At 50.8% G+C, this 22,367-nt stretch carries 20 protein-coding genes and 1 pseudogene; 1 reads left to right on the forward strand and 20 read right to left on the reverse strand.

What is annotated here, in order from left to right:
- A pseudogene (locus FW767_RS13330) lies at nucleotides 1-93 on the forward strand (transposase); the annotation flags it as partial.
- Nucleotides 94-239: 146 nt separating this feature from the next.
- Here FW767_RS13330 and FW767_RS09630 read toward each other — a convergent pair.
- From FW767_RS09630 to FW767_RS09725, 20 genes are all read right to left on the reverse strand, one after another.
- Nucleotides 240-1,652, reverse strand: coding sequence for a CCA tRNA nucleotidyltransferase (locus FW767_RS09630; protein ID WP_121699905.1), 1,413 nt, complete (start codon nucleotides 1,650-1,652; stop codon nucleotides 240-242).
- A 15-nt stretch (nucleotides 1,653-1,667) separates the two neighbouring features.
- The gene (locus tag FW767_RS09635) at nucleotides 1,668-2,849 is read right to left on the reverse strand and encodes a M24 family metallopeptidase (RefSeq protein WP_121699904.1); all 1,182 of its coding nucleotides are present in this window, start codon (nucleotides 2,847-2,849) and stop codon (nucleotides 1,668-1,670) included.
- 16 nt (nucleotides 2,850-2,865) lie between these two features.
- On the reverse strand, nucleotides 2,866-3,339 hold the full coding sequence (locus tag FW767_RS09640) for a gliding motility lipoprotein GldH (protein ID WP_205523887.1): 474 nt from the start codon (nucleotides 3,337-3,339) through the stop codon (nucleotides 2,866-2,868).
- Entirely contained in the window at nucleotides 3,332-4,600 is a 1,269-nt protein-coding gene (ricT, locus tag FW767_RS09645) for a PSP1 domain-containing protein (protein ID WP_121699902.1), read from the reverse strand. The genes FW767_RS09640 and ricT overlap by 8 nt, the downstream gene beginning before the upstream one ends.
- Nucleotides 4,601-4,620: 20 nt before the next feature.
- Nucleotides 4,621-6,165, reverse strand: coding sequence for a ribonuclease Y (rny, locus tag FW767_RS09650; RefSeq protein WP_121699901.1), 1,545 nt, complete (start codon nucleotides 6,163-6,165; stop codon nucleotides 4,621-4,623).
- 115 nt (nucleotides 6,166-6,280) lie between these two features.
- Complete coding sequence (gene zapA / locus FW767_RS09655; RefSeq protein WP_121699900.1) at nucleotides 6,281-6,574, reverse strand: cell division protein ZapA; 294 nt, start codon at nucleotides 6,572-6,574, stop codon at nucleotides 6,281-6,283.
- A gap of 4 nt (nucleotides 6,575-6,578) precedes the next feature.
- Complete coding sequence (locus tag FW767_RS09660) at nucleotides 6,579-6,872, reverse strand: hypothetical protein (RefSeq protein ID WP_121699899.1); 294 nt, start codon at nucleotides 6,870-6,872, stop codon at nucleotides 6,579-6,581.
- 92 nt (nucleotides 6,873-6,964) lie between these two features.
- On the reverse strand, nucleotides 6,965-8,383 hold the full coding sequence (gene cls / locus FW767_RS09665) for a cardiolipin synthase (protein ID WP_121699898.1): 1,419 nt from the start codon (nucleotides 8,381-8,383) through the stop codon (nucleotides 6,965-6,967).
- A 166-nt stretch (nucleotides 8,384-8,549) separates the two neighbouring features.
- Entirely contained in the window at nucleotides 8,550-8,996 is a 447-nt protein-coding gene (rplI, locus tag FW767_RS09670; protein ID WP_121699897.1) for a 50S ribosomal protein L9, read from the reverse strand.
- 21 nt (nucleotides 8,997-9,017) lie between these two features.
- The gene (gene rpsR, locus FW767_RS09675; protein ID WP_068961324.1) at nucleotides 9,018-9,287 is read right to left on the reverse strand and encodes a 30S ribosomal protein S18; all 270 of its coding nucleotides are present in this window, start codon (nucleotides 9,285-9,287) and stop codon (nucleotides 9,018-9,020) included.
- Nucleotides 9,288-9,290: 3 nt separating this feature from the next.
- Nucleotides 9,291-9,656 carry a 30S ribosomal protein S6 gene (gene rpsF / locus FW767_RS09680; RefSeq protein ID WP_121699896.1) on the reverse strand — a complete coding sequence of 122 codons (366 nt, stop codon included), beginning with the start codon at nucleotides 9,654-9,656 and terminating at the stop codon, nucleotides 9,291-9,293.
- A 736-nt stretch (nucleotides 9,657-10,392) separates the two neighbouring features.
- On the reverse strand, nucleotides 10,393-12,423 hold the full coding sequence (locus tag FW767_RS09685) for a transketolase family protein (RefSeq protein WP_121699895.1): 2,031 nt from the start codon (nucleotides 12,421-12,423) through the stop codon (nucleotides 10,393-10,395).
- Nucleotides 12,424-12,464: 41 nt separating this feature from the next.
- Nucleotides 12,465-13,868, reverse strand: a complete 1,404-nt coding sequence (locus tag FW767_RS09690; protein ID WP_121699894.1) for an MFS transporter — start codon at nucleotides 13,866-13,868, stop codon at nucleotides 12,465-12,467.
- A gap of 109 nt (nucleotides 13,869-13,977) precedes the next feature.
- Complete coding sequence (locus FW767_RS09695; protein ID WP_121699893.1) at nucleotides 13,978-14,652, reverse strand: YggS family pyridoxal phosphate-dependent enzyme; 675 nt, start codon at nucleotides 14,650-14,652, stop codon at nucleotides 13,978-13,980.
- Between the two features lie 11 nt (nucleotides 14,653-14,663).
- Nucleotides 14,664-15,119, reverse strand: a complete 456-nt coding sequence (locus FW767_RS09700; RefSeq protein ID WP_121699892.1) for a DUF4494 domain-containing protein — start codon at nucleotides 15,117-15,119, stop codon at nucleotides 14,664-14,666.
- Nucleotides 15,120-15,141: 22 nt separating this feature from the next.
- Nucleotides 15,142-15,939 carry a formate/nitrite transporter family protein gene (locus FW767_RS09705; protein WP_121699891.1) on the reverse strand — a complete coding sequence of 266 codons (798 nt, stop codon included), beginning with the start codon at nucleotides 15,937-15,939 and terminating at the stop codon, nucleotides 15,142-15,144.
- A 14-nt stretch (nucleotides 15,940-15,953) separates the two neighbouring features.
- Complete coding sequence (locus tag FW767_RS09710) at nucleotides 15,954-16,907, reverse strand: Rossmann-fold NAD(P)-binding domain-containing protein (protein ID WP_121699890.1); 954 nt, start codon at nucleotides 16,905-16,907, stop codon at nucleotides 15,954-15,956.
- Nucleotides 16,908-16,973: 66 nt separating this feature from the next.
- Entirely contained in the window at nucleotides 16,974-17,795 is an 822-nt protein-coding gene (locus FW767_RS09715; RefSeq protein ID WP_121699889.1) for a LicD family protein, read from the reverse strand.
- A gap of 4 nt (nucleotides 17,796-17,799) precedes the next feature.
- Nucleotides 17,800-19,170, reverse strand: a complete 1,371-nt coding sequence (locus FW767_RS09720) for a bifunctional cytidylyltransferase/SDR family oxidoreductase (protein ID WP_121699888.1) — start codon at nucleotides 19,168-19,170, stop codon at nucleotides 17,800-17,802.
- An 11-nt stretch (nucleotides 19,171-19,181) separates the two neighbouring features.
- Complete coding sequence (locus FW767_RS09725; RefSeq protein WP_235898099.1) at nucleotides 19,182-22,286, reverse strand: PAS domain-containing hybrid sensor histidine kinase/response regulator; 3,105 nt, start codon at nucleotides 22,284-22,286, stop codon at nucleotides 19,182-19,184.
- Between the last annotated feature and the right edge of the window lie 81 nt (nucleotides 22,287-22,367).

Genomic DNA, 22,367 nt, shown 5'->3' on the forward strand with positions numbered 1-22,367 from the left:
TTCAACGCAAAGATAAAAGCATTCCGTACCCAATTCAGGGGAGTCAGTGACATTAAATTCTTCATGTTCAGACTGGCCACATTATACTCTTGACATCTTACCACCCACCGGGAAAATCCGCTGACCCATGATTTCAAAGGTTCGGCGTGGGCTCCTGATCTGGTCAAGTATGGCGACAGGTGCAGTGGCGGTCTTATGGAGCCTTTTCAGCTTTGTGTCCGTTTTTGAAAGTCGATGCTTTAGTTGGCGGATAGACCGAGCTCCAAGGCCACTTTGTGCATGTAGGTGAGTGCAGCCTCGCGTTCGTTGGGGATGCTTCCGTCAAGTATGGCATTTTTGATGCGCTCCTTTATTACGCCTACCTCGCGCGACGGGCCAAGACCGAAGAACGACATTATTTCTTCGCCTGATACCGGCGGCTGGAAGTTGCGAATGCGGTCTTTTTCCTCAAGCTCCTCCATCTTTTTACGTACGAGTACGAAGTTGTCGAGGAAGCGCCGCACCTTTTCTTGATTCTTGGAGGTGATATCGGCTTCACACAGTATCATGAGGTCCTCGATGTCGTCGCCGGCATCAAATAGGAGGCGGCGTACGGCAGAGTCGGTGACTTCGTCCTCGACAAGGGCTATGGGGCGCATGTGCAGCTCGACTAACTTCTGCACGTACTTCATTTTCTCGTTAAGCGGCAGCCTCATGGCGCGAAATATGCGGGGCACCATTTTTGCTCCTATGAAGTTGTGATTGTGAAAGGTCCATCCGGTTTTCTGGTCCCAGCGCTTTGTGACGGGCTTGGCTATGTCATGGAGAAGCGCGGCCCATCGCAGCCATACATTGTCGTTTTTGCGGGCTACGTTGTCGACCACGGTGAGCGTGTGCTGGAAATTGTCCTTATGCCCGCGGCCGTTTATAATCTCAACCCCTTTCATCGCATGGAGTTCAGGCATTATATAGCTTAACAGACCGCATGCTTCGAGCAGTTCCCATCCGATCGAGGGTACGGGCGAAGCCATGATCTTCATCAGTTCGTCGGCTATGCGCTCGCGCGATATGATATTTATGCGTCCGGCGTTGCGGGCTATGGCGTCAAATGTATCGTCATATATTGTGAAGCCGAGCTGTGTGGCAAAACGGATGGCCCTCATCATGCGCAGTGGATCGTCGCTGAATGTTATGTCAGGGTCAAGCGGTGTGCGTATAATCTGGCGGTCCAAATCACCTATGCCGTCGTACGGGTCTATAAGCTGACCGAAGTTGTCGGCATTTACACATACAGCCATGGCGTTTATGGTGAAGTCGCGCCGGGCAAGGTCATCGTCGAGAGTGCCGTCTTCCACTACGGGTTTGCGGCTGTCATGGCTGTATGACTCACGTCGTGCGCCTACAAACTCGAGTTCTATGCCACCGTGTTTGACCTGAGCTGTGCCGAAGTTTCTGAACACGCTGCAGTGCGAGCCTTTGCCAAGTCTATGCGCTACGGCTTCGGCAACCTCGATGCCGCTTCCTACCGTAACGAAGTCAATATCCTTGGAGTGACGGTGAAGAAAGAGGTCGCGCACATATCCGCCCACGACGTAGCAGGGACGCGACATGCTGTCGGCCACCGAGGCTACGGTGTGAAATACCGGAGAATCTATTTTGTCGGCAATCAGCATCTGGCAGAAATTTTATTATATCAAGTCAATGATCTGTTCAGGAGCATCGGTGATGCGTTCAAGACCGCCGGATGTCACGATATATGTGTTTTCTACGCCTACAGCGCCTACATGTGGAATTACAAACTTCGGTTCCAGTGCTATGACATTGTGCTCTGCGAGTATGTCACGGCTGCGTGGGGCAATGACGGGCAGCTCGTTTATCTCGATACCTACCCCGTGTCCTATAAAGCCTGCTTTCTGCTTATGTCCCATGAAGTAACGTTCGAGACCGTGTCGCTCTACAATTGACACGGCGAGTTCATACAGTTCGGCTGCCGGTGTACCGGGTTTTCCCGCTTTCTCCAGAGCACGGCATATCTCGATCGAGCATTGGTGGGCCTCCATGGCTTTATCGTCAAGCTTTCCACAGGAGAACACTCGGGTCATATCGGTCATGTAGCCGGTGAAGTTGCCGTTGGAGTCGACCATCACCGACATGCCGGGGGTTATGACCGTGCCGTCGGCGCCTACTGGCAATGACGGGTCAAGGCCCGCGCCACCCATCGCGAAATCGTAAGGAGTGGGAGAGTCGGCATTGTCTCCCGCCAATATGTTTGACATGAAAAACTCCATAGAGTCACCGGCAATGCGGAATATGCCCAGACATCCTTCAAGTCGTGAGGCGCGCTCGATTTCGATCTGAAGTTCGATGTCGGTCATGCCCTCTCTGTATAGGCGCGGTATGAGGTCATACACGTGTTGATGCCTGATGCCTGATCGACGCAACTGTTCAAGTTCGAAGTCGGTTTTTACCGATCGTACCGATTTTATAATAGGCGATGCGTCGACAGGTGTTACTCCGGGGAATGCGTTTACAAGCCGTCGGTAGCTTATGACGTCAAGCGAACTTAACTCGTATCCCATAACTGCGGGCAGCCCGACTCCGGCTTCCGACAACAGACCTGCGATCTGCTCCGGCTTGCGGATGTATTGCACTTTATCGTCGGTTATGCCTTCGGGACGGCGTATGAAGTATGTGGCTGTGCCGGTTGCCGGTATGTATACATAGCCGCTGAATACCCTGCCTGATGTATAATATATATTGGCATTATCGGATATAAGCACGGCATCCATGCCGCAGGTCCTTATGGCGTTCTGTAGCCTCGCGATCCTGAGGTTTATCTCTTCTGCCGGAGTAAGAGCGTGTAGTGTCATTTTGATTGATGTCAAATTAATTACTTTCTGTCGAAACGAATGTGATACCCAATTGTTCAACGTCGGGCAATGTATCAAGTCGCATGATGTGCCTTACTGTTATCGTGTCGCCTCTTGACAGCCGGGTGATACCGTGTACGGTGTCGCTGTACTGGTATGTGGCTCCGAAGCCGTTGCCATACCAGCGGCCATAGATGTCGGCCAACCGCAGATTAAGGGTGTCGCGGCTTGTTGTTTGAACTCCGCTTCGTCGCGTCAATTCGAGCCACAGGTTGCTGTACGGATAGTTGTTGTTATGGCGTACGGCTACTGTAAGTGTACCGGTGGCTACTGAGTCGGCAATATCGGTGATGAAAGACAGAGTGTCGTCATAAATCCATCCCGACGGTGACAGATTTCGAAATTCGCTGTAGTCATTCTGTCGGGAAGAACATGCTCCCAGACCGATTGAAAACAGCACCGTCATATACACTCCGAGGAGCTTATTCATCGGTTTTCGGTGAAGTGGGTTTCTTGTTTTCCTTATGTTGTGCGCCTGTCTCTCCGTTGCGTTGCGCATTTTGATTTTGGCGGCGGTTGTTGTCTCCGCGGGAGGAGCGATCGTTTCTCGGCGGCCTGTTGCCTCCGTTGTTCTCGCGTTGTCCCGGCTGACTATTGCCGCGCTGCTGCGACGGAGTGCCTTTTTTCTTTTTCTTCTTGGCTTTGTCAAAGCGGGTAACACTGTCCTGCCCTACGAGGTCGACAAACTCCGTGCGCTCCTTCTGCTTTTCTAACCCTTCGACATTGAGCTTTTCGGGCTTCTCTCCACGTTTGTTCATGTTGATGATGTCGAAGACTCTGTCGGCGCTGACAGTCACCAGATTGGCCGGCACAGACTTGTCGGTCGAGTATGTCATCTCGCGTTTGAATATGTCGGTCTTGAAGTGGTAGTAAGTAGAGTCGGCTGTCTCAAGTGCTATTTCACGCGAAGGCATACGCTTTATGCTTTCCACATAGGTGTCCACCTCAAAATTGAGACAGCATTTGAGTTTGGCGCACTGACCGGCGAGTTTCTGCGGGTTAAGCGATATGTCTTGGTAACGTGCGGCGCTTGTGGCTACCGATACGAAGTTGGTCATCCAGCTTGCGCAGCACAGCTGGCGTCCGCACGGACCTATGCCGCCTATGCGTCCGGCTTCCTGCCGTGCTCCTATCTGCTTCATTTCAATGCGCACCTTGAATGTCTCGGCAAGGACTTTTATAAGCTGCCTGAAGTCAACACGTTCGTCGGCTATGTAGTAGAATATGGCTTTGTTGCCGTCACCCTGATACTCGACGTCGCCTATCTTCATGTTGAGTTTGAGGCTTTCGGCTATTTTCCGGGAACGTATCATTGTGTCGTTCTCCTTGGCCTTGGCTTCCTCGTATTTTTCGAGATCGGCGGGTTTGGCCTTGCGAAATATACGACGTATCTCCGCATCGGGTTTTACATTGGCTTTTTTCATCTGCAGGGCCACAAGCTGACCGGTAAGGGTCACCTGACCTATGTCATGGCCCGGAGATGCCTCTACCGCTACCATATCGCCTATGGCGAGGTCAAGATTGGCGCTGTTTTTATAAAAGCCTTTGCGGGTATTCTTGAACTGGACTTCGACCATGTCAAAGTCGGCATAACCGCCGGGAATGTCTTCGAGCCAGTTGTAACAATGCAACTTACCCCGCGGCGGTGTATTGCGGCATTGGTTGCAGTTGTCTTTATCTTCTTTTCCCATAACGGTGAATTGCGGTTTGATTATTTAGCTACGCTTACGGCACGAGTCTCGCGAATCACGGTTATTTTCACTTGTCCGGGATAAGTCATCTCGTCCTGAATACGCTTGGCTATTTCAGCTGACAGACGTTCGGTTTCGGCATCGTCGATCTTGTCTGCTCCTACTATGACACGCAGCTCACGACCGGCCTGCAAGGCATAAGTCTTTACAACTCCGGGGTAGGAGAGTGCAAGACGCTCAAGGTCGTTAAGACGCTTGAGGTAGGCTTCGACTATCTCCCGGCGTGCTCCGGGACGGGCACCCGAAATGGCGTCGCACACCTGTACTATGGGTGCGAGCAGTGTGGTCTGTTCGATTTCATCGTGGTGAGCACCGATGGCATTGCATATCTCGGGCTTTTCCTTGTACTTTTCAGCCAGTTTCATGCCAAGTAGTGCGTGGGGCAGTTCCGGTTCTTCATCAGGCACTTTGCCTATGTCGTGCAGTAGTCCTGCGCGGCGTGCCTTCTTGGGGTTAAGGCCGAGTTCCGCAGCCATTATAGCACACAGATTGGCTGTCTCGCGTGAGTGCTGGAGCAGGTTCTGTCCGTAGCTCGAACGATACTTCATTTTTCCTACAAGCCTTATAAGGTCAGGATGCAGGCCGTGTATTCCGAGATCGATCGTGGTGCGTTTTCCTGTTTCCACAATCTCTTCCTCTATTTGTTTGCGTACTTTGGCCACAACCTCTTCGATGCGTGCCGGGTGGATGCGTCCGTCGGCAACGAGCTGGTGCAGGGCTAAACGGGCTATCTCACGGCGCACGGGGTCGAAGCCTGAAAGCACGATGGCGTCGGGAGTGTCGTCGACTATTATCTCTATGCCTGTAGCAGCTTCGAGAGCTCGTATGTTGCGGCCTTCACGGCCGATTATGCGGCCTTTGATGTCGTCGGAGTCTATGTGAAATACGGTTACCGAATTTTCAATGGCGGTTTCCGTAGCCACACGCTGTATCGACTGCACTACTATGCGCTTGGCTTCCTTGTTGGCGGTCAGCTTGGCCTCATCCATTATGTCGTTTATATAGCCGGCTGCAGCGGTTTTTGCTTCGTCGCGCAGTGACTCGATAAGACGTTCTTTCGCTTCATCGGCCGACAGCCCCGATATGTGCTCAAGCGCTTCCTGAGCGCTGCGTGTGAGCTTGTCGAGTTCAACCTTTTTATCGTCAAGGGCGGCTTCCTGAGCGTCAAGACCTGCTTTTGCAGCGTCGATTTCGTTGCGTCGGCGGGCAAGTTCGCCTTGCTGCTGGTTAAGCTGGAGTTCGCGCTGTTTTACGCGGGCTTCCGACTGCTGTATTTTGGATAGCCGTGAATTGGCCTGCTTCTCCGCCTCGGCCTTTATCTGGAGCTCTTCCTCCCGCACTTCAAGCATTTTTTTCTGTTTAAGCATTTCCGCTTCCTGACGGGCTTCGTCAACTATTATCTTGGCTTGAGTGCGTGCCGATCTTTTCTGAATTATAACGGTGATCACTACAGCAAGAATTGCTGTTATCACCGATACTGCGATGTATATAAAAATGTTGTACATGATATGTGAGTTAATGATTAGTCACAATAAAATAAAAATGCACTGACAATCCTGCCTGAAGGCCGATTGTAAGTGCGGTTAAACGTTAAAAAATATGCTCTACCATATGACGGAGTCATTCGACTTTCAGCAGTATCCGGTCGAGTTCTTCCTCGAATTTACGCAACACTTCGTCCGTGTTCTCGTTTTTGCGCTGTTCGAGCACATAGAGCTTGGCAAAGTGTACGGCCACCATTCCTAACACGTCCTTTGACGTCTTGTCCTGCGGCTTGTCGCCCATCCACTTGCTCCACACGCGGTTTACGTAGTATTCGGCAAGTCTTACGGCTTCTTCGTCTTTTCGGGTAACCTGCATGCCTATGTGGGCAAGGTCGGCTACCTTTATGGTTATATTCAGTTTATCTTTCATTGCATCATTCGCTTAATTCCGAGATGCATCTGTCGATTTCCCGCACTAATTTGGTTAACTTGGCCCTGCTTGACTCTACGTCGCGGCGGTCGGGGTGAGCTATTGTGACAACGGTCAGATATTCGATGCGGCTTTTAAGCTGTCTTATCTCTTCATTAAGACGTGTCACGGTCTGTTCCAACTCTTTGACGCGGGCTTCAGCGCTTGTTTTCCCACGGAGCACTTCATTGTAGCGCTCGGTCAAAAACTCCGTTTTACGGCTGATACGTTGCAGTGTCTGCTGTAAATCGCTCGCCATTTATACCAAATTTTTACAAAAGTAATACAAATATCTTATAATACAATAGTTTTGGCTTAAAATTTATCATCACCGATGTACGGTATACGCTGTCACAGTACGGGACTGAGAAGCCTGAACATTGATTCTTTGGCCTTTTGCCATGCCGGACGCTTGCGCCACATTGAAGTGCTCAGGCGAGTACAGTTGTTGAGATCATCGAAGAATATATCGCTTAGTTCCGAGTTGATTTCCCGTGAATATATGAAGATGTTGCTCTCAAAATTGTGTTCGAAACTGCGGAAATCAATATTGGCCGAACCTACCGAGGCAAACTCGTCATCGACGAGTACGGTCTTGGCATGCAGCATGCCGGCGTCATAAAGATATACCTTTATGCCGGCAAGCATACACTCCATGATGTAGGAGTAGGAGGCATAGGTAAGTATTTTGGAGTCGCTTTTGGCCGGCAGCATCAGTCTTACGTCCACTTTGGCGAGTGCTACCGCCTGAAGCGTGCGCAGCAGACTTTCTGTGGGCAGAAAGTATGGAGTCTGTATGAATACGCGTTTTCGTGCATTGGCTATGGCTTTCTGAAATACCATGGCTATATTGCTCCATTGGCTTGTGGGGCCGCTTGTCATCATCTGGATACCGGCGTTGAAGCGTGGCTTGTCGCGACGTGACGTATTGGCGCTCTCGTCAAGCAATGACTGTCCCATGAAGCTCCAGTCAACGGCAAATGCATATTGCAGGCCGCCTACAGCCGGTCCGGTTATGCGCATGTGGGTGTCACGCCATACTCCATATGGCACACCTTCGATGTATCGGTCGGCTATATTCATTCCTCCGATATAGCCGGTCTCTCCGTCGATTATGACGAGCTTGCGGTGGTTTCGCCAGTTTATGCGGGTTGCAAATACCGGAAATGTGACTCTGAAAAATGGGTAGACGTCTATTCCTGCATCAGACATTCGCTTGAAAAACTTGGTTTTGGTCGACAGAGAGCCTATGTGGTCGTAAATGATTCTTACTTTTACTCCTTCGCCGGCTTTTTTTATGAGTATGTCGGCTATGGTGTTGCCGATTTTGTCATCTTTAAATATGTAATATTCGAGATGTATGTATGAGTGCGCGTTCTGAAGGTCGGCTATGAGCGCGTCAAATTTGGCGCGACCCGATGTGAATATGTCTATTTTGTTGCCGGGGTAGTATATCGACCCGTTCAGAGTGCGGGCCATCTTGATCTGCTGTTTGCTCGCCTGAGTCAGCGTCAGCGAGGCTATGTCGATGCTTTTGAACGACTCACGCTTGCGGAGCCGGCGGCGGTTGCGCCTTGTTATCATGCGGGTGTTTTTAAGGCTTCTTCCGAAGAATATGTAGAGTACCGCACCGAAGACGGGTACCATCAGCAACACCGTAATCCAAGCCAATGACTTGACCGGATTGCGGTTTTCCGACAGCACCACGGCGATAAGGCTTATTATCGTACCTATGTAGGCTGCCATCAATACGATGTAGTACCATGCCATTTTTGTAGTAAATCGTGATGATAATAGCCGCTAAGATAGTAAAAAGAAATCAATCAAAAAAGTATCGGCGCAAAAAGCCGTGTTAAATGATATGCGCTGACATGAAAAACGGGAAAACGTCATCGCGACGTTTTCCCGTACGTTATGAATAGTATTTTGGAATTGATTATTCTTCAGCTAAAACTTCGAAGGGAAGCTCAACAGCGACTTCCTTGTGAAGGTTGATGGTGCAAGAATATTTGCCGGGTTCTTTAATGGAGCCTTTGATGACAATAAGCTTGCGGTCAACATTCTGTCCGAGTTTTTCAAGAGCCTCGGCGATAGTGGCGGCGTTTACCGAGCCGAAGATGGTGCCGGCGGCGCTGGTCTTGGCTGTGATGGTAAGAGCTACTTTTTCGAGTTCTGCAGCCAAAGCTTCTGCGTCGGCTTTGATTTTTGCGAGCTTGTGAGCGCGCTGACGCTGATTTTCAGCAAGTACTTTAAGAGCCGATTCAGTAGCTATCACTGCCTTGCCCTGAGGGATGAGGTAGTTACGGCCGTAGCCGTTTTTTACTTCAACGACATCGTCCTTGTAGCCTAAACCGGTGATGTCTTCTTTCAATATAATTTTCATAATTACTGTCTGTTGTTAAGATTATTTCATCAAGTCGGTTACGTAGGGAAGCAGTGCCAAGTGACGGGCGCGCTTTACAGCCTGTGCCACACGACGCTGAAACTTGAGCGAAGTGCCGGTGATACGGCGGGGAAGCAATTTGCCCTGCTCGTTGAGGAACTTCTTGAGGAATTCGGGGTCTTTGTAGTCGATATACTTGATGCCGCTTCTCTTAAAACGACAATATTTTTTCTTCTTTACGTCCACTGAAAGCGGAGTGAGATAGCGAATTTCTGATTGAGCCTGTGCCATGATTTAGTCCTCCTTTTCTTCTACGGGTGAATTTTGTTTTGCACCTTTAAGCGTGCGGCGTTTGATTGCATACTCGTGAGCGTACTTGTCAAGACGGAAAGTCAAGAAACGCAATACGCGCTCATCGCGACGGAACTGAGTCTCGAGCTTCTTGATGACATCAGGATTTGCATCAAATTCTACAAGGGTGTAGAAGCCGGTCGACTTCTTCTGGATGGGGTAGGCGAGTTTGCGCAGTCCCCAGTTTTCTTCGTTGACAATTGTTCCGGCGTTTTCGGTAATAACGCCTTTGAACTTGTCTACCGCTTCCTTCATCTGAGCATCAGACAAAACGGGAGTTAAAATGAAAACGGTTTCGTAGTGGTTCATACTAATTACGTTGTTTAATATAAGTTTTTAAAAAGCGACGGCAAAGTTACGACTTTTTCCGGCTTAATGCAAGTGAATGAGCAAAATAATATTTTAAAAATTAACATAATGCCTCAACATAAAGTTTCACGACCGATATCCCCGGCAAATAGCGGGTCAACTGCAAAACCCGATTGAACTGTTGGAAGCCCGCAGAAATGTAGGGGCGCCAGTAGTATGGCGCCCGTAAATCAGGAGGGCCGTATGTCGTGGTGAATCCTGAATGCCATTTGTGCGGAAATTTTGCAGAAGCCCATTCGGATTGCAGCCGTACGCTGTGGTGCCGTCCCGACAAGCATACGTGGAATTTAACAACCGATTTTTACATTGACCCTATGCTTCACGTAGGTAGTCTCGAATTTGAATTAGTGACTCTGTTTGCGTTATAATCAAACCGATGGTTGCTGTAGTCCGGTTCATTGTTGATAGCTCACACAATATCCGTACTCTTGTAAGATATCCATCTGCCTTTTAAAAGAAGAAGGTAGGAATACATTGTATTGGTGGTCTTGCCGTTTTTTTGTCAATTCATAATATTTACGAGGGGGATATACCGTATCGCTGAGGTCTTATCTCTTATTTCTAAAGTTGGACGCAGTCATATATCGAACCCCATAATCTTGTTGTTGAATGTGTCATTATGAAAAAAGGACCGGTCGCAGATGACCGGTCCTTCGTGAGATAAAAGCGGAGTCGCTTATTTCTTGATGTAGGCTTTGACGAGAGCAAGCACTGCGGGAGCGGTGAAGCCGAATTTCTCGTCGAGTACCTTGTAAGGTGCGGATGCGCCGAAGTGGTCGAGGCCGAATACTTCGCCGTGAGCACCTACTACGCCGCGAAGAGTAGAGGGCAGACCGGCGGTGAGGCCGAATACCTTGCCGTCGGCGGGAATTACGCTGTGACGGTAGGCTTCAGTCTGGCACTCGAACAATCCGATAGAGGGTACCGACACAACGCGGGCGGCAACGCCTTCAGCGGCAAGCTGGTTGGCTACCTCCACGAGCAGCGATACTTCCGAGCCGTTGGCTACGAGAGTTACGGCAGGGTTTGCTGTGTCTACAACCACATAGCCTCCCTTTTCTGCGCCGAGGGCTTCCTGATAGCGGTCGCCGCTGCTTGCAGGCAGGTCGGGTATGTCCTGACGGCTGAGGATGAGGGCGGTAGGAGTCTTGTCGTTCTCCATGGCCATCTTCCAGCATACCGAGGTCTCGGCAGCGTCGCCGGGGCGGAGTACGAGCATGCTGGGCTCGCCTTTGAAGTTGCGGAGCTCTTCCATAAGACGTATCTGTGCTTCCTGTTCCACGGGTTCGTGGGTAGGACCGTCTTCGCCTACGCGGAATGCGTCGTGAGTCCATATGTATTTTACGGGCAGTTCCATGAGGGCGGCCATGCGCACTGCCGGCTTCATGTAGTCGGAGAATACGAAGAATGTGCCGCAGGCGCCTATCACACCTCCGTGGAGGGCTATACCGTTCATGAGGGCGGCCATGGTAAGCTCGGCCACACCGCAGTGAAGGAATGCGCCTGTGAAGTCGCCGTTGGCGAGCGGAGTCGTATTCTTAAGGAATGCGTCGGTCTTGTCGGAGTTGGCGAGGTCAGCCGATGCTACGATCATGTTGCCTACCTTCTTGGCCAGTTCGGCGAGTACGTCGGCCGAAGCCTGACGGGTTGCGATGTTCGGTTTGTGTGCTATGGCCTTCCAGTCTATTTCGGGAAGTTTGCCGGCAAGGTATCCGTCAAGAACGGCTGCCTGTTCGGGATTGGCTGCGCGCCAAGCAGCTTCGGCCTCGCGGCGTGCCTTTACCTCTTCGCGGAGGAGGGCTGCACGGTCGTCATACAGCTTCTTTACGTCTTCCCATATGTGCCAAGGATCGGCAGGGTCTGCGCCGAGGTTTTCCATTGTCTTTTCGTAACAAGCTCCTGACTTGCTGAGCGGGTTGCCGTGAGTAGAGCATTTGCCTTCGTACGAAGCGCCGTCGGCGGTGACTGCTCCGCGACCCATCACGGTCTTGCCTATTATAAGGGTAGGACGGTTTTTCTCCTCTTTGGCAGCCTCGAGCGCTCCTGCCATAGCAAGCGGGTCGGTGCCGTCGACTTCGATAACGTTCCAGTGCCATGCGCGATATTTGGCGGCGGTATCTTCTGTTGTCACCGCATTGGTCTCGGTCGAGAGCTGTATGTCGTTGCTGTCATAGAACATGATGAGATTGCTCAGACCGAGGTATCCGGCCAAGCGGCCTGCTCCCTGTGAGATTTCTTCCTGAACACCGCCGTCAGAGATGAAAGCGTATGTTTTGTGGGCGATCCAGTCGCCGAAGCGAGCCTGAAGGAAGCGTTCGGCAATGGCGCAGCCTACAGCCATAACGTGGCCTTGACCGAGCGGGCCGGAAGTGTTTTCAACACCGCGTTCAGGATGTACTTCGGGGTGTCCGGGAGTCACGCTGCCCCACTGACGGAACTCTTTGAGTTCGTCAATAGTGTATTTGCCGGTAAGGGCAAGTACGGCGTAGAGCATCGACGACATGTGACCGGGATCAAGGAAGAAGCGGTCGCGTGCGATCCATGTGGGATTGTCAGGATCGGTCACTAAAAAAGATGAGTAAAGGACATTTACAAAGTCAGCGCCTCCCATAGCGCCTCCGGGATGTCCCGATTTCGCTTTTTCTACCATAGACGCGGCCAACACTCTTATGTTGTCGGCGGCGCGGTTCATCAGATCTTTATTCATGAATTACTGTTATGAGGTAAAATAGTTGGATAGTTTGGTTTTTACAGATAGAGTTGCTCCTCTTCGGTCACGGGTATGTCAGTGTTGACATTCTTGCTGCCGACAAGTCCGTAGAAGAGCAGATAGCCGAGACATGCCACTATGAGCCAGTAGCTGGTCATGTAACCGGCCTCTTTGGCTATGAACTGCTGGATGAGCGGAAGTACGCCACCGCCTACGACCATCATCATGAAGATGCCCGAAGCCTGTGCTGTATACTTGCCGAGACCCTCAACTGCGAGGTTGAAGATGCCTCCCCACATTACTGATGTGCACAGACCGCACAGTATGAGCAGATAAGCGCTTACCGGCACGGTGGCAACCTCGCCGTTGATGCCGCTGTATACAAATGAGGGCACGCTTACAGTGACTGATTTCGGTATGAAGATGGCTCCGATGACAAGGCCTATGGCCACTGCCGATACGGTGATGAGCTGGGCGCGGGTCGATACCTTGCCGCTGATGGCTCCGCTAAGACTGCGGCCTACAAGCATGAGAAGCCAGTATATGGCCACGATAGCACCGGCTATGGTCGATGCGTCGCCGATGACTCCGGCTCCGGTGCCTTTCTGGTCGGCAAGATAGAAGTTGAGGGTTCCGGGTATGCCGATCTCAATACCTACATATATAAATATACCGATAACGCCGAGTACCGTATGACGGAAGTTCCACGGGCTATGGCTGTATTTGACGCTTTTATGACCGTCTTTTGACAGGTTGGGCTCGGGTATGGCCACAAATGATATGACGATAAATGCGGCCACGAACACACCCATGGCTATAAACAGCAGCGGAGTTACGGCCTGCATGGTGGTTGACTTTGTGAGCTGGCCGATAAGCGCGCCTACAAAGAACGGGGTCAAGGTACCTGACAGGGAGTTGAGGGCGCCTCCGGTCTGGAGAAGCTGGTTGCCCTTGTTGCCGCCGCCGCCGAGCAGGTTGAGCATGGGGTTGACCACGGTGTTGAGCATGCACACACAGAAACCGCATATGAATGCGCCGAGCAGATATATTATGAAGTTCCAACGGACTGTAAATTCGCGAACAACGGCCACTCCGTTTTCGTCGACGGTGGACTGCATCGAGAACACTGGCGACTCTGTGCCGACGATGCTTGACAGATACTGTACGAAAAGACCTATTACACCGATGGCCATGGCCCAGAGTGCGGTCTTTTTGTAACCGATTTTAACCAGAAGGTTGCCGGCGGGTATACCCATAAACAGGTAGGCAAGGAAGTTCATCATGTTACCCATCATGCCTAATACACTGTTTCCTTCAAATTCATTTCCCCAGATTGTGCCGATGGGGGCGGCCAAGTTTGTGACAAAAGAGATCATTGCAAACAAGAAGAACATTGCAATGATCGCTATGAGTCGTCCGTTGGAATTGTTTTTTGTTCCCATGACTATTTCAATGATTGGTTATTGTTGTTTAGGTTAATTTCGTAAAATTAGTTATTTTTTTTGAGTGTCGGAAATCGACATGTTCTAAAACATATTGCGGTGCTTGATTTCAGTATTCGCGTTCGCCGAAAATCGTAGTGCCGATGCGTACCATGTTGCTTCCGCACTCTATGGCGAGCCGGTAATCATGACTCATGCCCATACTTATAGTGTCGCATGGCGCTCCGTCAGACGATTCGAGAACTTCCACAAGTTTGTCATACATATTTTTTATGAGTCTGAAATCGGCGGCTATCCTGTCATTGTCATCGACGTTGCTTGCCATGCCCATGACACCCCTGACTCTGACGGCAGATAATTCGCTTAATATGCCGCTTGATGTCAGGCATTCAAATTCTTCTGGCGTAAAGCCGAACTTTGTCTCTTCACAGGCCACATGCACCTGAAGCAATACATCGACGGTGCGGCCTATGCGTTCGGCCTCCGTGTTGACAAGGCGGAGCAGACGCTCCGAGTCGATGCTGTGTATACAGGTCACATAAGGCATGACGGCCCGCACCTTGTTGGTCTGCAGATGTCCTATGAAGTGCCACTGTATATCATCAGGCAGTTCCTTGGCTTTGTTTACAAGTTCGGTGGCGCGGCTCTCTCCGAATATGCGGTGGCCGGAGCCATATGCCTGCATTATGGCCTCTGCGGGATGAAATTTCGATACGGCCACAAGCGTCACCCCTTCTGGGAGTGACGCTTTTATTGCCGATATACGTTGTCCTATTACCTCCATGAACGTTGCGCTTATGCTTCGGGAGCGGCTTCGGTCTTGGAGAGTTTGGCCTTGTATACATCCATAATGTTTGTCTCGGCTATGGATGCTATCTCGAAGTCGGCCATTGTGCCTTTCATGCCCTCCATGAAGTTGTCGAGAGCTCCGCGAAAGTCGTTGGCGGCTACAAGTATATGTGTAGTCGTTTTCTTCTCTACGGCAGTTTTCTCGTCAAGGGTTATGAAGTTGACCTTTACGTGATACCATTTGTCGGCCGTTTCGTCCCAGAATATTTCCGATATGTTGGTGCGCTTTACAGCCGATATGGAGAAGTCGCCCGATATAAACGGTGTAAGCTCCTCGATAGTGCGTGCTTCGGCTTCGGTGAAGCTGAGCGCGTCGACCATATAGGGTTCGTTGACTTTCTTCTGCATTCCGTTTTCCATCATTTTGTCATAACGGACTTTTGTTTCAAACCAGTTGCTCATATTTTTAATACGATTGTTTTAGTTATTTTTGTTTTTTTAGATGCAAATAGGTGTGGACACAGCCTACAAAAAGTGCGCCTCCTATTATGTTGCCCAGTGTCGCGGGAATGAGATTGGCCGTTACCATCTGCAACGGTGTCACTTCGGCTCCTTCGAGCATGCCGCAGGGTATGAAAAACATGTTGGCTATAGAGTGCTCGTATCCGAGGGCGACAAATGCCATCACCGGCAGCCAGCAGCCAAACATTTTAGCGCCGCTGCTTTTGGCCGACAGCGCGAGCCATATGGCAAGGCACACGCACCAGTTGGCTCCTATGCCTTTGATGAATACGGTAATCCACGGCATCGACACTTTCGCTTGAGCTATCTTTATTATGGCGCTGTGGTAAGGCTCTGGAGCGGTAAGGCCGGTGATATATACCATGAAATATACAAAAAGCATGGCTCCCGCGAAGTTGCCCAGATAGACGAGCGTCCAATTGACTATTACGTCTTTCAGTGAGCATCGGCGCAGCATCCATGCAGGCATGAGAAGCGCGTTGTTGCCGGTAAACAGTTCTGCGCCGAGTACCACCACAAGTATAAGCCCTATGGGGAACATAGCTCCGCTCATCACTTTCTGCAGCGCCGGATTTGCAGCCGCGGCTTCGGGAAAACCGTAGCCCACGATGAGCGACAATGTGCCGCCGAAAGCTATGTATATGCCGGCGAGAATGGTCAGTATTATAAAGCGCCCGTAGTTGCCTTGACTGAGGCGGAGTTTGTTCAGTCCTACGGTTAGGGCGCTTTCAGCTACTTCAGCGGGTGTTTTTGTTGCCATCGCTATGTGTGTGGTTACAGGCTTTCAAGTATGCGTTTGAGGACCACTTCGGCCGATATCTCGCGGTTGGCTGCTTCGGGTATGACCAGCGAGCGCGGACTTTCAATTACGTCGTCGCTTACAATCATGTTGCGTCTTACAGGCAGACAGTGCATGAAGTAGGCGTTGTTGGTAAGAGCCATCTTTTCGGCGGTGACGGTCCATGAACGGTCGGTGCTCAGTACCTTGCCGTAATTTGGGTCGGCATATGCGCTCCAGTTTTTTGCGTATACGAAGTCGGCACCCTCGAGAGCCTTGTCCTGATCATATTCGACACGTGCGCGTCCTGTAAACTCGGGTGCGAGTTCATAGCCGCGCGGATGTGTTATGACAAAGTCGTAATCGGTGGCGTTCATCCACTCGGCGAAGGAGTTGGGCACAGCCTGCGGCAGCGCCTTGGGGTGGGGGGCCCATGTCATGACTACTTTCGGACGCGGTGTAGGCTTGTACTCCTCAATCGTAATGAGGTCGGCGAATGACTGCAACGGGTGGCGGGTGGCAGCCTCCATTGAAAATACAGGACGTCCGGAGTAGCGGATAAACTGATTGATGATTTTTTCCTCATAGTCGTCGGCCTTCGACTCGAAGCGGGCAAATGAGCGTACGCCTATCACATCGCAGTAGCACCCCATGACCGGTATGGCCTCAAGCAGGTGCTCGGGCTTGTCGCCGTCCATGATGACGCCGCGCTCCGTCTCGAGTTTCCATGCGCCTTGGTTCACGTCAAGTACTATGACATTCATGCCGAGGTTCATGGCCGCTTTCTGTGTACTGAGGCGAGTACGCAATGACGAGTTGAAAAATATCATCATCAGTGTCTTGTTCTCGCCCAAATGCTTGTAGCCGAATTTGTTGGCTTTGACTTCAAAGGCTTCTTTGACGGCTGCGTCAAGATTGCCTATATCATGTACGTTTGTAAAATTTCTCATTCTATGTGAAAATATGGTGCAAGTTACTTAAATATTTCCACATAGCGGCGGTCATGCCGCGTTTTTTCATTTTTTTATCTTGTCGAGGAGCTCGTAACGGTCGAGATGCACCCGTATGCGGTCCATGGGAGGCAGCGCCATATAATCGCCGTATATGAGCCGTAGATATGAGTCGGCATTGCCGGGTACGGGAAATTTGCGGCCCTCGAATTCAGCTTCGGCAAGCGGCATCAGATCCTCTTTATGACGTACTTTCTTGCAGAAATAGCCCATTGAGTGGCGCAATATGTTGCCTGCGCCTATTGCCGATATGCTTTTAAACAGCGGCAATGTGGCGCCGCGCAGCATTTTATACAGCATATATGTGCCGCGGCTCCCTTTGCCTTGCAGCATGTTGAAATGCGCTTCCACATACTTGCGCTGTATCAGTGAGCCGAGGCGGTAGAGCTGAAGCGAGGCGGACGGTGATATATGGAATATGTCCACAAAACATCCGCGGTAGCGGAAATTGAGGTCACCGCCACAGCCTTCCTCCACAAATGACGCGAGGTCGCGCACTTTGGCGTGGGTGAGCCGATAGCCGGGATCGTTTTGCGGAGTCTGCAGGATGTAGCGGTCGTTATGCTCTGTCTGCATGACTTTAATGAAGCGCTTGTAGTCTGTGTCAAGCATCTCGATGTCAATATCGTCGTCCCACGGTATGAAACCTCCGTGACGTATGGCGCCGAGGCATGTGCCTGAACTGAGCCAGTAGTTTATGCCGTGGCGTCGGCATACGTCGTCGATAAACACGAGTATGTCGAGAAGACGCATCTGAAATTCCCTCAACGGGCTGCCGTCGGGATTGAATCGTTCACGCAATTGCTCTTGTATGGCTTTGTCGATCATGGAGCTACCCTCGTTTTACATCTATAACCTCACCCGTCATAGGCGACAGCAGGGTTTTGACCGAAGCCACGGCCACCGTGCGAGGGTCGAGCAGGGTGCCTTCCGGCTCATTGCCGAAGTTTTTGACGCGCATAGGTGTTTTGGTGCGTTCGGGATTTATGCAATTGACTCTGATGCCGCTGTCAAACCACTCTTCGCTGAGTGCCTGAACAAAGTTGACTATGGCGGCTTTGAGCGACGAGTACAGGCTGTACATGGCGCGGCCGCGGGTATACGAACTTGACGTGAAGAAGATGGCGCATCCTTTTGATGCCTCCAGATATGGGTATGACTCCTTGGCCACATTGACGCAGCCGAGATAGTTGACGTCAATGCTTTTGCGCACCGTATCGTAGTCCATTACATTCAGCGGCTGGCGGTCCAGAAGTCCGGCGGTGTTGACCACATAGTCCACCCGGCCGGTCGAGGATGCGGCTTCGGCGAGCGCTGCGCTCACCGACTCAGGATTGGTGACATCGACCCCCGAGCGCCGGCTCACTGCATGGACATGCATGTCCATGTCGCGGCACAGACGGGCTATCTCATAGCCGATGCCTTCGGTGCCGCCGAATATGATCACGGTCTTGCCTTTAAGCGAGGCTTTGTCGTCGGAGGTTATGGATGAGGACATGCCTGAAAGACTTTTGAGCTGAAATAGTTTGTCAATCAGGAATATATCCTCTTTGTAGGTGAGCTTCATGTTGAACTGCTCGCCTTTGACCACGAAAATAGGCACGTCAGGCATGTACTTCAATACTACGCCGCAGTCATCGGTGGTTTTGAACTTAGGGTCGAGCAGCGCCCTGTCATATGCTTCCTTTATGACGGAGAGTTTGAAAGCCTGCGGAGTCTGTCCGTTGCGCAGAAACTGGCGCGAGGGTATTTTCACAATCTCGTCATCATCGTTGACCTGTATTATCGTGTCGGTCGTGGGCACGGCCACATCGATGGCGTCATAGCTGCCGAGCGCGTCGATGACGTCGTTGATTATACGTTCGTTGACGAGCGGTCTTACCGAGTCGTGAAATATGATGTTGCACTCGCCTTCAGGAGCGTATGCGTTGATGGCGGCGAGGCTTGATTCGTAACGCTCCCTGCCTCCGCCAAGTATTTTTTTGATTTTTCCGAAGCGGTTGTGCAGGCATATCTCTTCTATGTCGCGTTCGTAGTCGCTGTTTACGACCACGCATATCTCGTCGATACGGGCATTGAGCTGAAACATATTGATTGTATGCTCAATCACTTTCTTTCCGGCAATCTTCATGAACTGCTTGGGCGTGTTGTCGCCCATGCGTTGTCCGGAGCCTCCCGCAAGTATGACAGCGATATTTCTCATTTATTATGGGGTTACAGTATTATAAATGAAGAGTCGACGGTTGATTTCAGTTCCGACTTCAACTTGTTGGCGTTGACCGGTTTTGACACATATCCGTTAAAGCCGTTCTCCATTATGCGGTCTTTGTCAGAGGCGAATGCATAGGCGGTGACCGCGATTATAGGTACGGTTTTGGATATTTTTCTTATCTCGCAAGTTGCCTCGTATCCGTCCATGTTGGGCATATTGATGTCCATGATTATGATGTTGGGCTGATGGAGCTTGAACAGTTCCACGGCCTCCACGCCATCCCATGCATGGATGAGGTTGTAGTCGTTGGAGAGGATGGTGTCAAAGAGCAGATAGTTGCTATCGTTGTCCTCGGCCACGAGCAGTGTCAGTTTGTCTTTCTTTATTGTCTCCTTGGGTTGCGCTATGGCGGGTGCGGTCTTCAGGTCGGAGTTCTTTACTTCCTTGAACGGTATCGTGAACCAGAATGTGGATCCGAGACCGAGACCGGGCGACTCGACGCCTATAGTGCCGCCCATCTTTTCGATGATGCTCTGGCATATTGACAGACCGAGGCCGGTGCCCTGAACGAAGTCGTTGAGTTTGGTGAAGCGCTGGAACACGCTTGACTGCTTTTCGCGGTCGATGCCTATGCCGGTGTCACGTACGAAGAAGTATATGTCTTTGCCGCGCAACTCGTAGCCGAAAGTGATGCTGCCTTTTTCGGTGAACTTGCATGCGTTGGTCAGCATGTTGATGAGCACCTGCGACAGTCGGTTGCGCTCGGCTTCTATCACGCACTCTGCGGCGCCGAGGGTGAAGTTAAGCACTACCCCGGGCTTGAGGCGCAGCCTCACCGTATTTTCCAAGTTGCGTATAAGTTCGTTTAGGTCGGTAGGCTGGTATATGAATTCCAGAGTGTTGGCTTCAACCTTGGCAAGGTCGAGAATGTCGCTTATGAGCTGCAGCAGCAGTTGGTTGTTGTTCTCGATGATGCCGATGAATTTTTCTTTTTTCTCCGGCTCGTTGGTGGTGGCCAGCAGATTGGAGAAACCGACTATGGCGTTGAGCGGTGTACGTATTTCATGGCTCATATTGGCGAGGAATGCCGATTTGAGTCTGTCAGACTCGCGTGCATGCTCCTTGGCCTGAATAAGAGTCTGTTCCTGTTTTTTACGCTCGGTGATGAGCAGTAACGAGCCTGTAAGCGCTGTCGGACGGTCATTTGTGTCGACATTGTCGACGGTGGCGTTGACTTCGAGCCAGTCGGTCAGTTCTTCTCCGTTTACGAGAGTCACTACTCTGAACTCTTCTTTTATGTAGTTTACTGATCGATCCACAAGATTTCGGTAGGCTTTTCTTATGCGCGGCAGATCCTCCTTGTGTATGCGCTGAAATATCTCGTTTGAGTCAACGATGTTCTGCCCGCGCTTCTCGTCAAAGGAGCTTTGGAAGTTCATGTGGCTGAACACTCCGCCCGAGTCGCAGAATATGCGTTGTGTCTCAAGATCCCACTGCCACGGTATTATGCGTGCCACGCTGAGCGTCATCTGGAGTTGCTTGCGCGATTCGCGCAGTTCGTTCTCGGCCTTGTTCTGCTTGGTGCTGTCGATGCCGAATATCTCTATTGTGCCGGGCTGAGCGCCTTGGGTTATCAGGAAGTTATAATATGTGTCGTTGTCTTTGAAGTAGTGGGTGAATGTCACCGAGTGCCCGTTCTCCATGCCTGTCTCCACGAGTTGCTTTACATAATCCATGTTGAGGAATGTATTGGGGTCGGTGGCTATCTGTTCAAACGACTGGTTGTCTGACTTCAGTTCGATGGCCATGACTTTTTTGTTGGCTCCGGTGTGTACGGTGGCATGTCCGTAGGCTATGGGCATGTTGCGCACGAGTACGTCATGGTCACGGTAAGCATTGAGCTTGGTCGATGTCTTTATGTTCTTGATGAGAAGCAGTATGACCACGAGCACTATGACGAGTGCGCCTACAAGCAGATACCATAACAGCGCTTTCCATGCCGACTCAGGCTTGTCTATATATACTGTGTCGTCGGGACAGTTGCTTTCGGAGTAGCCGCACAGTTTCATCTGCGGATAGTTTACCACGTAGTGGAAATCATCGGGATACTCCGGATAGAAGAACGGCAGTTGTGACATTGACATTCCGGCCACCATCTCTTTAAGATAACGTTGCGTGATGTTGTGGAGTTTGTCTCTGTCGGGGTAATACCCTCCCAGTATGCCTTTGTCGAGGTATGCCTCGCGTAAGGTATATATGGGCTGTTTTGCCTGCTTGACCATTATGTAGTCGCCCGTTACGAGTGACGGATAGCCGTTGACATTTTTTTTGGTATAAAACCATGACGAGAAGAGCAGAGCCGTGCCGTTTTCGCCTCCTGTAAGATAGCTGAGCAGCTTGCCGTTGTTTTCCGCATTGCCTACGAGCCATTCATAATCTATTTCAGGATATGTAGCGGCTATATAGGAGCGTATGCTGGTGTTCAGATGACGGTTTATCGAGAGTTCGTCGGCGGCAAACACGATTCTGCCGAGTCCCGGATTCATCCGTACCATAAGGTCGATGGTCTCCTTGTACATGATCGGCGACTCAATAAAAGTGAAGTCGTAGATTTCGCGCAATTCCGACAAGGGCACGAGATCATCCTGTGTGCCGTCGTCTTCAATCGTAGCTCCGGTATAATAATATTTTTCCGGGGCTATGCGGTCGTCGTTGCTTATGAATATGGTGGGTATGTTGCCCCATTTGGCCGTAAGTTTTTCCATAAGCGTAAAGCCCGGCGCGCCGAGTATGACCATGCCGTCGGGTGCTTTTGGAAAACGGCTGAGCACACCGTTGAGGGTCCTTTCATAGATTGTGTCGTTGGTGATGTAAGTGAAGTTCAGGTTCACCACGCTGACGGTGAAGTCCGATGAGTGGGCGCTGGTGTTCAGTATGAGCGAGGTCAACTCGTTGTTCCATGCGGCTCCGTCGTTATAGGAGTTCAGTACGAGTATGTTTTTCTGTCCGCTATCGGCATTTGACGCCGACATGGCAGAGGTTGTCCCGATAAGTATTAATGCTGAAATCAGTGCGGTTACACGCAAAATGCTACTATATCTGTTCATGAATAAGGGAGGTTATCGATGCAAATAATCCATAAATAGGCAATTTCTCGTCAAAAATAATCAAATTATATTTAATAATAC

It is taken from the genome of Heminiphilus faecis (assembly GCF_008728965.1).
In the GTDB taxonomy this organism is placed as follows: domain Bacteria; phylum Bacteroidota; class Bacteroidia; order Bacteroidales; family Muribaculaceae; genus Muribaculum; species Muribaculum faecis.

Excerpts from the sequence above, each read along its gene's own strand:
- FW767_RS09630 (WP_121699905.1), bottom strand. The coding sequence starts at position 1,652 with ATGCTGATTGCCGACAAAATAGATTCTCCGGTATTTCACACCGTAGCC.
- FW767_RS09635 (WP_121699904.1), bottom strand. The coding sequence starts at position 2,849 with ATGACACTACACGCTCTTACTCCGGCAGAAGAGATAAACCTCAGGATC.
- FW767_RS09640 (WP_205523887.1), bottom strand. The coding sequence starts at position 3,339 with ATGAATAAGCTCCTCGGAGTGTATATGACGGTGCTGTTTTCAATCGGT.
- ricT (WP_121699902.1), bottom strand. The coding sequence starts at position 4,600 with ATGGGAAAAGAAGATAAAGACAACTGCAACCAATGCCGCAATACACCG.
- rny (WP_121699901.1), bottom strand. The coding sequence starts at position 6,165 with ATGTACAACATTTTTATATACATCGCAGTATCGGTGATAACAGCAATT.
- zapA (WP_121699900.1), bottom strand. The coding sequence starts at position 6,574 with ATGAAAGATAAACTGAATATAACCATAAAGGTAGCCGACCTTGCCCAC.
- FW767_RS09660 (WP_121699899.1), bottom strand. The coding sequence starts at position 6,872 with ATGGCGAGCGATTTACAGCAGACACTGCAACGTATCAGCCGTAAAACG.
- cls (WP_121699898.1), bottom strand. The coding sequence starts at position 8,383 with ATGGCATGGTACTACATCGTATTGATGGCAGCCTACATAGGTACGATA.
- rplI (WP_121699897.1), bottom strand. The coding sequence starts at position 8,996 with ATGAAAATTATATTGAAAGAAGACATCACCGGTTTAGGCTACAAGGAC.
- rpsR (WP_068961324.1), bottom strand. The coding sequence starts at position 9,287 with ATGGCACAGGCTCAATCAGAAATTCGCTATCTCACTCCGCTTTCAGTG.
- rpsF (WP_121699896.1), bottom strand. The coding sequence starts at position 9,656 with ATGAACCACTACGAAACCGTTTTCATTTTAACTCCCGTTTTGTCTGAT.
- FW767_RS09685 (WP_121699895.1), bottom strand. The coding sequence starts at position 12,423 with ATGAATAAAGATCTGATGAACCGCGCCGCCGACAACATAAGAGTGTTG.
- FW767_RS09690 (WP_121699894.1), bottom strand. The coding sequence starts at position 13,868 with ATGGGAACAAAAAACAATTCCAACGGACGACTCATAGCGATCATTGCA.
- FW767_RS09695 (WP_121699893.1), bottom strand. The coding sequence starts at position 14,652 with ATGGAGGTAATAGGACAACGTATATCGGCAATAAAAGCGTCACTCCCA.
- FW767_RS09700 (WP_121699892.1), bottom strand. The coding sequence starts at position 15,119 with ATGAGCAACTGGTTTGAAACAAAAGTCCGTTATGACAAAATGATGGAA.
- FW767_RS09705 (WP_121699891.1), bottom strand. The coding sequence starts at position 15,939 with ATGGCAACAAAAACACCCGCTGAAGTAGCTGAAAGCGCCCTAACCGTA.
- FW767_RS09710 (WP_121699890.1), bottom strand. The coding sequence starts at position 16,907 with ATGAGAAATTTTACAAACGTACATGATATAGGCAATCTTGACGCAGCC.
- FW767_RS09715 (WP_121699889.1), bottom strand. The coding sequence starts at position 17,795 with ATGATCGACAAAGCCATACAAGAGCAATTGCGTGAACGATTCAATCCC.
- FW767_RS09720 (WP_121699888.1), bottom strand. The coding sequence starts at position 19,170 with ATGAGAAATATCGCTGTCATACTTGCGGGAGGCTCCGGACAACGCATG.
- FW767_RS09725 (WP_235898099.1), bottom strand. The coding sequence starts at position 22,286 with ATGAACAGATATAGTAGCATTTTGCGTGTAACCGCACTGATTTCAGCA.